This is a genomic window from Achromobacter xylosoxidans (assembly GCF_014490035.1).
GTDB lineage: Bacteria > Pseudomonadota > Gammaproteobacteria > Burkholderiales > Burkholderiaceae_B > Achromobacter > Achromobacter bronchisepticus_A.
On sequence record NZ_CP061008.1, the window covers coordinates 1,795,379 to 1,808,333 of the forward strand.

Sequence of the window (12,955 nt, forward strand, 5' to 3'; positions counted from 1 at the left end):
CAGGCTCTGCTGCGGGCGGCGTCCGCAAACCCTATTTACGCGGCCAACGTTTGGATTCAACTCAAACAGGACGGGCGCTCGGCGCGGCGCGCTTTTTCGGCTTGCCCAGCACCGCGTCGCATACCTCCAGCCAGGCGTGGGCGGCATACGACAGATAGCCGGACCGCTGCCAGATATGGCCGACCTCCCATTGCATGCCGGACTTGGCCAGCTTGGCGGTGCTCAGGCCGCGCGTCTTCATGCGCTGCATCAGGGGTTCCGGCAGCAGCGCCACGCCCAGGCCCGCCGAGGCCATCGCCACCAGAAAGTCCCAGTGCGCGCTCTGGGCCGCGATGCCGGGCTGGAAGCCGGCATCGGCAAACGCCTGACGCAAGCGCCGGGTGATGGCGAAGTCGTCCGTGGGTATCAAGAGGCGCGCATCGCGCAGGGCGGAGAGCGGCAGCGAGGTCTTGCCGGCCCAGGGCGCGTCGGGCGGGCCGATCACCCAGATCGGGTAGCTGCCGAAGGGCTGGGCGGCCAGGCCGCCGTCTGGCGCAATAGGAAGAATGGTTGCGCCCACCTCCAGTTCGCCGCTGGCGACCAGGCCTTCCACGGCCTGGCCGGTGCCTTCGCGCAGGGTCAGGTGGATGCCCGGATGCAGTTCACGGAAGCGCTTGACCACAGGCGTGAACAGCAAGTTGATCATGGGCGGAATTCCGACCTCGAGCGCGCCGCGGCGCAGGTCCGCGGTCTGGCGCAATTCTTCGGACAGCTGGCGCATCGTTTCCAGCACCTGCAGGCCGCGCTGGTACATGACCCGGCCGGTGTCGGTGGGGCGGGCGGTGTGGCCGTCGCGGATCAAGAGCGGCGTGCCGGCCTCTTCCTCCAGCTGGCGGATCATCTTGCTTACCGTCGACTGCGTCACGAACAGCGTCTTGGCCGCCTGCGTGAAGCTGGCGTGCTTGACGGTTTCGACGAAGTACCGCAATGCGCGCACGTCCATGGACCGGGACTCCCTCGCGCGTTATGCGCAAAACTCTCAAACGATGAAAAAAATGACTTATTTGGATGATTTTAAGTCATTACGAGATTTGAGCCGGCCTTCCTATACTGCCGAAAATTCGTTCCCGGACCGCTTCGAGTCGGCCCGGGAACCTCGGGAAACGCCGCGTCAGACGGCGCCTGGGCGCACAGCGGCAACGCCGCGCCCCGCCGCACGTAGGCCCTTGAATCTGGAGACACCATGCATCTCGACCGTATCCGCCACCCTGGGCTGCGCGCCAAGATCACTTCCGCCGATCAGGCGGCTTTGCTGGTTCAGGACGGCATGACCGTCGGAATGAGCGGCTTCACCCGCGCAGGCGACTGTAAGTCGGTGCCGGCGGCGTTGGCGGCCCGCGCCGAGCGCGAGCCGCTCTCCATCACCCTGATCACCGGCGCATCACTGGGCCATGACACGGACAAGATGCTGGCGCAGGCCAACGCGCTGGCGCGCCGCATGCCGTTCCAGGTCGACACGACCCTGCGCCGCAAGATCAACCAAGGTGAAATCGCCTTCATCGACCAGCACCTGTCGGAAACGGTCGAACAGCTGCGCGCGGGCCATATCGGCCCCATCAACGTCGCCATCATCGAGGCCGCCGCCATCACCGAGACCGGCGCCATCGTGCCGACCATGTCGGTAGGCAACTCCGCCTCTTTTGCGCAGCAGGCGGACGTCATCATCATTGAATTGAACATGGGCGTGCCCGCCGCCATCGAGGGCCTGCACGATATCTACGTGCCCGAAGCCCGTCCGGCGCGCCAGCCCATCGGTCTGGTTTCCCCCGACCAGCGTATCGGCCAGTCCTGCATCGAAGTGGATCCGGCCAAGATCGCCGCCATCGTCATCACGCAAGAGCCGGACAGCCCGTCCAACGCCTTGCCGCCCGACGAGGAAACCAATGCCATCGCCGGCCACATCAATGACTTCCTGCGCCGCGAGGTCGACGCCGGCCGCCTGCCCAACGAGCTGCTGCCCTTGCAGGCCGGCATCGGCACCATCGCCAACGCGGTGCTGCACGGCTTCGAGTCGTCCAGCTTCGAGAACCTGACGATGTATTCGGAAGTGCTGCAGGACAGCGCCATCGAACTGCTGGACCAGGGCAAGCTCGCGTTCGCGTCGGCCTCTTCGATCACGGTGTCCAAGCCCGTGTACGAAAAGATCCTGGCCAACATGGAGCACTACCGCGAGCGCATCGTGCTGCGCCCGCAAGAGATCAGCAACGCGCCCGAGATCGTGCGCCGTCTGGGCATCATCGCCATCAATACGGCGCTGGAGTTCGACATCTACGGCAATGTCAATTCCACCCACGTGGGCGGCACGCACATGATGAATGGCATCGGCGGTTCGGGCGACTTCGCGCGCAACGCGCACCTGGCGATCTTCGTGTCCAAGTCCATGGCCAAGAACGGCGACATCTCCAGCGTGGTGCCCATGGTGTCCCATGTCGACCACACCGAGCACGATGTCGATGTGCTGGTCACGGAATGCGGCCTGGCGGACCTGCGCGGCCTTGCGCCGCGCGAACGCGCGCGCGCGGTGATCCAGAACTGCGTGCATCCGTCCTACCGCGACGCCCTGCAGGATTATTTCGACCGTGCCTGCGAACGCGGCGGCCAGACGCCGCATCTGCTGGAGGAAGCGTTCTCCTGGCACCAGCGCTTCAATGAAACCGACACGATGCGGCCGGCCAGCCCGGCTGCGCGCAAGGTAGCCTGAGGTCCACCGCGACGCGAGCCTGCCGCCGCCGCGACGCCTGCCGGGTTTGCGTGCGTAGCGCATCCCGGCTTGCGGATCGTGGTTTTCGCTGGCGTCGCGATTTGGTAGAGGTAAGGCAGCGGAGGCTGTCTTACCTTTTTTTTGCCTGAGTTTTCTTGCCGGGGCCGGACTTGGGGATGGTCAGGTTTTCGCGCGACATCTCCAGCTCGTCGCGCAGCCACTGCTTCAGTTCCACCAGCGGCGCCCAGTCGCGCAGGCTGGGCCGGTAGACCAGGTGATAGGTCTGCGCCTGTTCGTACTCGATGCTGATCGGAGAAATCTGCACCAGCCGGCCTGAGCACAGCGCGTCCGCGGCCAGCAGTTGGCGTCCCAGCGTGATGCCCAGCCCTTGCTCGGCGGCCTGCATCATCATGCCGGCATCGTTGAAGGAAGCCACCGGCGTGACGGGCGTGTCCAACCCGGCGGCGCTGAACCACGATTGCCAGAGCTCGCGCTCGCCCAGCAACGGTTGGCGCGCCAGCGTCTGGGGCGAGTAGTCTGGAAGCGCCGCCGCGGTTTCGGGCGACGCCAGGACGATCAGGGGCAGCGGCGTGTTGAACAAAGGTTCCGATTCCACGCCCGCCCAGGGGCCGCGCCCAAAACGCAGCGCGGCGTGAAAACCGTCGCGCAACAGATCCACCACCTGCTGCGACGTTTCGATTTCCAGCGTCAGACCCGGATTGCGCTCGCGCCAGCGCGCCATGCGCGGCAACAGCCAGCGTTGCGCGAAAGAGGGCAGCACCGACACGCGCAAGCGCTGCTCGCTGCCAGAGGCTGCGGCTGACGCCGCCATCGTCCCTTCATCCAGCAGCGCCATGGCGCCCTGCACGCTGCACAAGAGCGCGGCGCCGGCCGAATTCAGGACGATGCCCCGGCCGCTGCGCTCGAACAGGGGAAAGCCCAGTTGGGTTTCCAGCACCTTGATCTGCTGGCTGACGGCGCTGTGGGTCAGATGCAGCCGTTCGGCGGCCGCGCGCAGATTCTGCAGCTCGGCCACGGCACGGAAGGCGGGGAGGGTACTGAGCGGCAGGCGCATGATGGGGACCCAGGGAGAGATTGGTCATCATAGCTTACCGATAACCCCAAAACAATTCGATTTTCAGCGAGGTATTGGGCGACTACGCTTACCAAAGTGCATAAATACCTGGAGCCCATCATGTCTGCACAGCTTTGCACCCCGTCTTCTTCCGCCCTGGCCGCCATTGCCAGGGATCGCCAACAGTCCCCCGCACAGCCGGTCGCGGCGCAGCCCGCCCAGCTGGCGGCGCCGCGCGCGGGATTCATCGCGATGCTTGCGGCCGCCTATCGCAAGCGCCGCAATGAAGCGCGCCTGCGCCAACTGGCTGCCGATCTGGATGAGCACATGCTGCAGGATCTGGGCGCGCCCGGATGGCTGATGAACGAGGTCGCGGTCAAGCGCGACCTGGCGCGCTTGCGCGACGTGGACTACCTGCGCTGGTAGGTGGAGCTTTGGCCTCTGGTAAGCGGCCCGGCGTCCTTGCCGATTCCCCTTCGCGGCCCCGTCTCCTATTAGGCAGGAGCGGGGCCGCGCGCTTGCCAGGAAGATGGCCTGTCTCTAGCTCTCTATATATAGCGAGGCGGAGGGCGCTAGAGCGCGCGGCTGGCGAGGCGTCGCAGATGGTGGATGCATCTGGAACAAATATTTGGCCGCGTGGCATGACAGACGGAAAACTTGTGCTATAGTCTCGCTCCTTCGCAGTTCGGACAGTTCTGACGCGCGAAGCCAAGCAAGCACAACAGGTCGGGCAAGAAGATTCGAGTCAGGCCTGCCGCAAAGCAGTCAGAAATGAACGCCGCGCGGTTATTGCAAGGATTGCAGCAAGTTAGGCAAAAGCCAGTTGCACAATCTGCAAAAATCGTGTTATAGTCTTGGGCTTGGCAGTTGTCGAAAGCTTAGGGTTAACCCTGATATTTCGATAGCTGCTAAGAGAAGCAGGCCTGAAGAGGTCGCAAGCAAGAAAGCGAAACGCAGTATGTGGCGCCGACTTGACAAGCGAAAAAAACTTCTTCATAATCTCGTTTCTCTGCTGCAAACAACGCGGCGCCAGCGAAAGCGGCGTAGCGAAGCGAGCAGGCAGTAAGCAATACAGAATTTAGCAGTACCGCTCTTTAACAATTAAACAACCGATAAGTGTGGGCGCTTGATGCGAGTGCAGTGTGACTTCGGTCACAAGCACAATGAAATCAAGTGCTCACTAGAAGTGAAGTACCTTAGACGTCAAGTTTAAGAACATACCTCACTTCCTTTGAGTAGCGACGTATGACTCGACCCTTTCGGGGGTTAAGAAATACGAAACAAATACAGAGATTAAACTGAAGAGTTTGATCCTGGCTCAGATTGAACGCTAGCGGGATGCCTTACACATGCAAGTCGAACGGCAGCACGGACTTCGGTCTGGTGGCGAGTGGCGAACGGGTGAGTAATGTATCGGAACGTGCCCAGTAGCGGGGGATAACTACGCGAAAGCGTAGCTAATACCGCATACGCCCTACGGGGGAAAGCAGGGGATCGCAAGACCTTGCACTATTGGAGCGGCCGATATCGGATTAGCTAGTTGGTGGGGTAACGGCTCACCAAGGCGACGATCCGTAGCTGGTTTGAGAGGACGACCAGCCACACTGGGACTGAGACACGGCCCAGACTCCTACGGGAGGCAGCAGTGGGGAATTTTGGACAATGGGGGAAACCCTGATCCAGCCATCCCGCGTGTGCGATGAAGGCCTTCGGGTTGTAAAGCACTTTTGGCAGGAAAGAAACGTCATGGGTTAATACCCCGTGAAACTGACGGTACCTGCAGAATAAGCACCGGCTAACTACGTGCCAGCAGCCGCGGTAATACGTAGGGTGCAAGCGTTAATCGGAATTACTGGGCGTAAAGCGTGCGCAGGCGGTTCGGAAAGAAAGATGTGAAATCCCAGAGCTTAACTTTGGAACTGCATTTTTAACTACCGGGCTAGAGTGTGTCAGAGGGAGGTGGAATTCCGCGTGTAGCAGTGAAATGCGTAGATATGCGGAGGAACACCGATGGCGAAGGCAGCCTCCTGGGATAACACTGACGCTCATGCACGAAAGCGTGGGGAGCAAACAGGATTAGATACCCTGGTAGTCCACGCCCTAAACGATGTCAACTAGCTGTTGGGGTCTTCGGACCTTGGTAGCGCAGCTAACGCGTGAAGTTGACCGCCTGGGGAGTACGGTCGCAAGATTAAAACTCAAAGGAATTGACGGGGACCCGCACAAGCGGTGGATGATGTGGATTAATTCGATGCAACGCGAAAAACCTTACCTACCCTTGACATGTCTGGAATTCCGAAGAGATTTGGAAGTGCTCGCAAGAGAACCGGAACACAGGTGCTGCATGGCTGTCGTCAGCTCGTGTCGTGAGATGTTGGGTTAAGTCCCGCAACGAGCGCAACCCTTGTCATTAGTTGCTACGAAAGGGCACTCTAATGAGACTGCCGGTGACAAACCGGAGGAAGGTGGGGATGACGTCAAGTCCTCATGGCCCTTATGGGTAGGGCTTCACACGTCATACAATGGTCGGGACAGAGGGTCGCCAACCCGCGAGGGGGAGCCAATCCCAGAAACCCGATCGTAGTCCGGATCGCAGTCTGCAACTCGACTGCGTGAAGTCGGAATCGCTAGTAATCGCGGATCAGCATGTCGCGGTGAATACGTTCCCGGGTCTTGTACACACCGCCCGTCACACCATGGGAGTGGGTTTTACCAGAAGTAGTTAGCCTAACCGTAAGGGGGGCGATTACCACGGTAGGATTCATGACTGGGGTGAAGTCGTAACAAGGTAGCCGTATCGGAAGGTGCGGCTGGATCACCTCCTTTCAGAGCTTAGCGCTCGTGTTAAGCGTCCACACTTATCGGTTGTTTGATGTAGCTGGTGTCAATGTTTTTGATGCCGTGTAGAGGCTAACTCATAGCGCTGCTCGCAGTGTTATGAGTTGGGTTTTACTCAACAGCTATATTTGTTCTTTAACAATCTGGAAGAAGCACAACGAAAATGTACTTATCAAGTACTCGGCGTAAGTCGATGAAGATAAGTACGGGTTGTGATTGCATTAATTTTGTTCCAAGTTCTCAAGACTGGGGTGAATAACCTCAGACTGCTTTGAAACTTATGAACGGCACAAACGCTAATACTCAGGTCCTATAGCCTACAGCGTTATAGGATCAAGCGACTAAGTGCATATGGTGGATGCCTTGGCGATCACAGGCGATGAAGGACGTAGTAGCCTGCGAAAAGCTACGGGGAGCTGGCAAACAAGCTTTGATCCGTAGATGTCCGAATGGGGAAACCCACCGCAGCAATGCGGTATCCCTGGCTGAATACATAGGCCAGTGGAAGCGAACCGGGTGAACTGAAACATCTCAGTAGCTCGAGGAAAAGAAATCAACCGAGATTCCGAAAGTAGTGGCGAGCGAAATCGGAAGAGCCTTTACGTTTTAGCACGCAAGATAGTCGAACGGAATGGAAAGTCCGGCCGTAGCAGGTGATAGCCCTGTAGGCGAAATCTTGTGTGTGGAACTAAGCGTAAGAAAAGTAGGGCGGGACACGTGAAATCCTGTTTGAAGATGGGGGGACCATCCTCCAAGGCTAAATACTCGTGATCGACCGATAGTGAACCAGTACCGTGAGGGAAAGGCGAAAAGAACCCCGGAAGGGGAGTGAAATAGATCCTGAAACCGTATGCATACAAACAGTAGGAGCCTCCTTGTGGGGTGACTGCGTACCTTTTGTATAATGGGTCAGCGACTTACATTCAGTGGCAAGGTTAACCGAATAGGGAAGCCGTAGCGAAAGCGAGTCCGAATAGGGCGATTCAGTCGCTGGGTGTAGACCCGAAACCAGATGATCTATCCATGGCCAGGTTGAAGGCACGGTAACACGTGCTGGAGGACCGAACCCACTAATGTTGAAAAATTAGGGGATGAGCTGTGGATAGGGGTGAAAGGCTAAACAAATCTGGAAATAGCTGGTTCTCTCCGAAAACTATTTAGGTAGTGCCTCAAGTATTACTGCGGGGGGTAGAGCACTGTTATAGCTAGGGGGTCATGGCGACTTACCAAACTATGGCAAACTCCGAATACCCGCAAGTACAGCTTGGGAGACAGAGCACCGGGTGCTAACGTCCGGACTCAAGAGGGAAACAACCCAGACCGCCAGCTAAGGTCCCAAATTATCGCTAAGTGGGAAACGAAGTGGGAAGGCATAGACAGTCAGGAGGTTGGCTTAGAAGCAGCCATCCTTTAAAGAAAGCGTAATAGCTCACTGATCGAGTCGTCCTGCGCGGAAGATGTAACGGGGCTAAGCGATAAACCGAAGCTGCGGGTGTGCACTTTGTGCACGCGGTAGGAGAGCGTTCTGTAAGCCTGCGAAGGTGGCTTGTAAAGGCTGCTGGAGGTATCAGAAGTGCGAATGCTGACATGAGTAGCGATAAAGGGGGTGAAAAGCCCCCTCGCCGTAAGTCCAAGGTTTCCTGCGCAACGTTCATCGGCGCAGGGTGAGTCGGCCCCTAAGGCGAGGCAGAGATGCGTAGCTGATGGGAAGCTGGTTAATATTCCAGCACCGTCGTACAGTGCGATGGGGGGACGGATCGCGGAAGATCATCAGGGTGTTGGATGTCCCTGTTGCTGCATCGAAGATGGCGCTTAGGCAAATCCGGGCGCGTAAATCAAGGGTGTGGCACGAGCGAGCATTGCTTGCGAAGTGATTGGAAGCGGTTCCAAGAAAAGCCTCTAAGCTTCAGCTGTACGAGACCGTACCGCAAACCGACACAGGTGGACGGGATGAATATTCCAAGGCGCTTGAGAGAACTCAGGAGAAGGAACTCGGCAAATTGATACCGTAACTTCGGGAGAAGGTATACCCCGGTAGTGTGAAGCGCCTGCGCGCTTAGCATGATGGGGTCGCAGAGAATCGGTGGCTGCGACTGTTTATTAAAAACACAGCACTCTGCAAAGACGAAAGTCGACGTATAGGGTGTGACGCCTGCCCGGTGCCGGAAGGTTAAGTGATGGGGTGCAAGCTCTTGATCGAAGCCCCGGTAAACGGCGGCCGTAACTATAACGGTCCTAAGGTAGCGAAATTCCTTGTCGGGTAAGTTCCGACCTGCACGAATGGCGTAACGATGGCCACACTGTCTCCTCCTGAGACTCAGCGAAGTTGAAGTGTTTGTGATGATGCAATCTACCCGCGGCTAGACGGAAAGACCCCATGAACCTTTACTGTAGCTTTGCATTGATCTGTGAACCGGCCTGTGTAGGATAGGTGGGAGGCTTTGAAGCGTGGTCGCTAGATCACGTGGAGCCATCCTTGAAATACCACCCTGGTTTGTTTGCGGTTCTAACCTTGGTCCGTTATCCGGATCGGGGACAGTGCATGGTGGGCAGTTTGACTGGGGCGGTCTCCTCCCAAAGTGTAACGGAGGAGTTCGAAGGTACGCTAGGTACGGTCGGAAATCGTGCTGATAGTGCAATGGCATAAGCGTGCTTGACTGTGAGACTGACAAGTCGAACAGGTGCGAAAGCAGGACATAGTGATCCGGTGGTTCTGAATGGAAGGGCCATCGCTCAACGGATAAAAGGTACTCTGGGGATAACAGGCTGATACCGCCCAAGAGTTCATATCGACGGCGGTGTTTGGCACCTCGATGTCGGCTCATCTCATCCTGGGGCTGTAGCCGGTCCCAAGGGTATGGCTGTTCGCCATTTAAAGAGGTACGTGAGCTGGGTTTAAAACGTCGTGAGACAGTTTGGTCCCTATCTGCCGTGGGCGTTGGATACTTGACGGAGCCTGCTCCTAGTACGAGAGGACCGGAGTGGACGTACCTCTGGTGTACCGGTTGTCATGCCAATGGCATTGCCGGGTAGCTAAGTACGGAAGAGATAACCGCTGAAGGCATCTAAGCGGGAAACTCGTCTGAAGATAAGGTATCCCGGGGACTTGATCCCCCTGAAGGGTCGTTCGAGACCAGGACGTTGATAGGTCGGGTGTGGAAGCGCAGTAATGCGTTAAGCTAACCGATACTAATTGCCCGTGAGGCTTGATCCTATAACACTGATGGTTATGACCTGGTGATATAGCGTTCCAAGTGTCGTTCAATACAAAATCTGGCTGCACCGTCGGCAGCCAGCCAACACCAATTACACCCCACCGTGCGTGATCATCGAGTCTGACTCTGATCGCCACGCGTTGTGTTTCTTCCAAGATTGGAGCTGTTGCCTCAACCGCAGCCGCTCAACCAGTTACGCTTGACGACCATAGCGAGTTGGTCCCACTCCTTCCCATCCCGAACAGGACAGTGAAACGACTTTGCGCCGATGATAGTGGACGGACGTCTGTGAAAGTAGGTCATCGTCAAGCTTTTATTCCGCAGAACCCCACAGGTAACCCCTGTGGGGTTTTGTCTTTGTGGCGCCGCGTCGATGATTAGACTCATGCGGTCCGCAACCTCCAATGAAAAAGCCCTCGCAGGATGCTCCTGCGAGGGCTTTTGTTTTTCCCGTCAAAGACAGCGGTTAAGGCAATTGACGGCGCAAGGCGGCGAAGAACAGCTCGGATTGCAGGCGTTCGCTCTGGACCTGAGCGGCAACCTTGGCAGCCAGATCAGGATCGACCGGCACTAGCGGGCGTCCCGTCGATTGCGCAAGCACCTGGGCGGTACAGGCGCGTTCCAGGAAGAACAGGTCGTCATAGGCATAGTCCAGCCGTTCCCCGCAGACCACGACGCCGTGGTTGCCGAGGAAGACCACGTCCGCGCCCTGCATTGCATGGGCGATGCGTTCGCCTTCGCTGACGTCCAGCGCCAGGCCGTTGTAGCGTTCGTCGATCGCCAGGCGGCCGTGAAAGCGCATGGCGTTCTGCGACAGCGTGGTGTCGAGCGCGCGATCCGAGGTGAGTGTCAGGGCCGTGGCGTAGGGCATGTGCGTGTGCAGCACACAGGCCTTGCCGGCGATGCGGTGAATGGCGGCATGGATGAACATGGCCGTGGGCTCGACTGCATGGCGGCCCGCGAGCTTGTTGCCTTGGGCATCGATCAGCACGATGTCGTCCGCTTGCACTTCATGCCACATCAGCCCGCGAGGATTGAGGAGGAAATGCTCCGAGTCGCCCGGCAAGGCCACGCTGAAGTGATTGCACACGCCTTCGCCCAGACCGTGCGCTGCGGCGGCTCGCAATGCGAGCGCAAGATCGGCGCGCAGTGCCGCGACAGATTCTGCGTGAAAGAGCGCTTCGGCGTGGCGAGAATCCTGGTTCATGTCTGCCTTTTCTGGTGTGTGGGTTGGGAAGGGCCAGGTCCGAAAGTGCCGGACCTGGTCAGTACAGGTCGCCGTCCACGTAGAACCACTGGCCGCCTTCGCGGACGAAGCGGCTGAGTTCGTGCAGACGGTGGGCGCGGCCGGCCTGGCGGCTGCGGGCGACGAATTCCACGGTGGCGTGTTCAGAGTCCTGGCTAGCTGTTTGCTTAATCGCCAGACCCAGCCACTTCAGGTCGGGCGGATTGGGTTCGAGCGCGTTGGGGCGGGTGCTGGGGTGCCAGGTCGCCAACAGATAGGGCAGCTTGTCCAGCACGAAGGCGCTGTAGCGCGAGCGCATCAGCGCCTCGGCGCTGGGCGCCTGCAGGGCTTGCGGGCCTTCATGCCAGCGGCCGCAGCATTCGGAGTAGGGCGTGGGATTGCCGCAAGGACAGGCCGAGGCCGGGAGCTTGGAGGGTTTGGTCACGATGCGAAAAGCCCAGGACGCTCAGGCCAGCAGATCGTTGTATTCAGGGTGCCGGCGGATATACGCGTCGGCGTACGAGCACAAGGGCCGCACCTTCCAACCCCGGGCGCGCGCATCGTCCAGCGCGTACTGGGTCAACGCCGCGGCGATGCCGCGGCCGCCTACCTGGCTAGGCACGCCGGTGTGCGTGATCGCCATGGTGTGGTCTTGCAACTGGTAGTCGAGCACGCATAGAACGCCATCGACGGTGGCGGTGTAGCGGGAAAGCGAACTGTCGTGTGTGACGGAGATCATTCGGAGGAGTCCTGCTATGGAAGTGGGCAGGCGGCGTTGCCTGCCGGTTGCGGAGGATGCCGGCCTTTTGGCCTGAACCGGGCTGCAGCCCGGGTTCAGCGTTGCAGCACTTTCAGCAGCGCGGTCAATTGCGCATCGCGCGTCTGCACCAAGTCGGCGATGCTGCGCTCGCCGGCTTCGGCGTTGACGCCTGCGATCAGGCGCTGCTGCAGGTCTGGGGTGACTTCCGGTGCGCCAAGATCGTCCCACCAGGTTTGGACCGGGCCCAGCAAGTGATCCATGAAGTTTGCCAGCCCGCCCGCCCCGCCGCCCAGGTTGAAGGTCATGTGCGGGCCGAACAATGCCCAGCGCAGGCCGGGGCCTTGCGACACGGCGGCGTCGATGTCGGCCACGCTGGCGACGTTCTCGGCCGCCAGGTGTATCGCTTCGCGCCACAGGGCCGCCTGCAGCCGGTTGGCGATGTGGCCGGGGACTTCCTTGTTCAAGCGGATGGGGTACTTGCCCAGGTCGCGGTAGAAGGCGATGCAACGATCGATGGTGTCGGCCGAGGTCTGTTCGCCGCCTACCACTTCGACCAGCGGAATCAGGTGCGGCGGATTGAACGGATGCCCGATGACGAAGCGCGAGGCATGGCGGCACTGCGATTGCAGGCGGCTCATGATGAGGCCGGAGGAGCTGGATGCGACGATGACCTGCGGCGGCAGCACGGCGTCCATGCGCGCAAAGAGCGTGGTCTTGAAGTCTTCGCGCTCGGGCGCGTTTTCCTGCACGAAGTCTGCGCCGGCCAGCGCAGCCTCCAGGTCCGGTTCGAAGCGCAGCGCCTCGGCAGAGGCGCCGGGCAGCACGTGTCCGAGTTCCGCCAGCACGGGCCATGCCGCTTGCACGCGGGCGCGCGTCAGCGCTTCGGCGTCGGCGGCGGGATCGCTGACGACGACCTCAAGGCCGCGAGCGAGGAACAGCGCAGCCCAACTGGCGCCTATGGTGCCTGCGCCGACAATGGCGACGCGGCGGATGACGGGCGGGTTGGACGTGGCAGGGCTGGACATGCGGGTCTCCTGTGAGCACGGATAGGAGCATTGTGAAGCAAACGCCGACTGGTTGCCACGCACAGGGCGCGCGGGCA

General features: G+C 59.6%; 8 protein-coding genes and 3 rRNA genes. 5 read left to right on the top strand and 6 right to left on the bottom strand.

The annotated features are described in order from the left end of the window. Positions 1-61: 61 nt before the first annotated feature. Positions 62-982, bottom strand: coding sequence for a LysR family transcriptional regulator (locus tag IAG39_RS08255; protein WP_059379515.1), 921 nt, complete (start codon positions 980-982; stop codon positions 62-64). Positions 983-1,222: 240 nt separating this feature from the next. On the opposite strand from IAG39_RS08255, the gene IAG39_RS08260 reads away from it, so the two are divergent. Then, on the top strand, positions 1,223-2,740 hold the full coding sequence (locus IAG39_RS08260; RefSeq protein WP_118935208.1) for an acetyl-CoA hydrolase/transferase family protein: 1,518 nt from the start codon (positions 1,223-1,225) through the stop codon (positions 2,738-2,740). Between the two features lie 130 nt (positions 2,741-2,870). Here the strand turns inward: IAG39_RS08260 and IAG39_RS08265 are convergent, their stop codons facing one another. Further along, positions 2,871-3,815, bottom strand: a complete 945-nt coding sequence (locus IAG39_RS08265) for a LysR substrate-binding domain-containing protein (RefSeq protein WP_118935206.1) — start codon at positions 3,813-3,815, stop codon at positions 2,871-2,873. A gap of 120 nt (positions 3,816-3,935) precedes the next feature. Here IAG39_RS08265 and IAG39_RS31520 point away from each other — a divergent pair, with 120 nt between their 5' ends. The 4 genes from IAG39_RS31520 (at position 3,936) to rrf (ending at position 10,179) form a co-directional block, all read left to right on the top strand. After that, positions 3,936-4,241 carry a hypothetical protein gene (locus IAG39_RS31520; protein ID WP_223283520.1) on the top strand — a complete coding sequence of 102 codons (306 nt, stop codon included), beginning with the start codon at positions 3,936-3,938 and terminating at the stop codon, positions 4,239-4,241. 869 nt (positions 4,242-5,110) lie between these two features. Next, a 16S ribosomal RNA gene (locus IAG39_RS08275) occupies positions 5,111-6,641 on the top strand. Between the two features lie 343 nt (positions 6,642-6,984). Continuing rightward, positions 6,985-9,867: ribosomal RNA gene (locus tag IAG39_RS08280) — 23S ribosomal RNA — on the top strand. 199 nt (positions 9,868-10,066) lie between these two features. Continuing rightward, positions 10,067-10,179: ribosomal RNA gene (gene rrf / locus IAG39_RS08285) — 5S ribosomal RNA — on the top strand. The 16S, 23S and 5S rRNA genes sit together here, the layout of an rRNA operon. 155 nt (positions 10,180-10,334) lie before the next feature. Here the strand turns inward: rrf and IAG39_RS08290 are convergent. The 4 genes from IAG39_RS08290 to IAG39_RS08305 all read right to left on the bottom strand — a co-directional run bounded on the left by IAG39_RS08290 (position 10,335) and on the right by IAG39_RS08305 (position 12,878). Continuing rightward, on the bottom strand, positions 10,335-11,075 hold the full coding sequence (locus IAG39_RS08290; RefSeq protein WP_059371735.1) for an aldolase: 741 nt from the start codon (positions 11,073-11,075) through the stop codon (positions 10,335-10,337). A 58-nt stretch (positions 11,076-11,133) separates the two neighbouring features. Further along, positions 11,134-11,538 carry a YchJ family protein gene (locus IAG39_RS08295; RefSeq protein WP_118934688.1) on the bottom strand — a complete coding sequence of 135 codons (405 nt, stop codon included), beginning with the start codon at positions 11,536-11,538 and terminating at the stop codon, positions 11,134-11,136. A gap of 21 nt (positions 11,539-11,559) precedes the next feature. Beyond that, positions 11,560-11,832, bottom strand: a complete 273-nt coding sequence (locus IAG39_RS08300; protein WP_118934686.1) for a GNAT family N-acetyltransferase — start codon at positions 11,830-11,832, stop codon at positions 11,560-11,562. 95 nt (positions 11,833-11,927) lie between these two features. Next, positions 11,928-12,878, bottom strand: coding sequence for a 3-hydroxyacyl-CoA dehydrogenase NAD-binding domain-containing protein (locus IAG39_RS08305; RefSeq protein ID WP_118934684.1), 951 nt, complete (start codon positions 12,876-12,878; stop codon positions 11,928-11,930). Between the last annotated feature and the right edge of the window lie 77 nt (positions 12,879-12,955).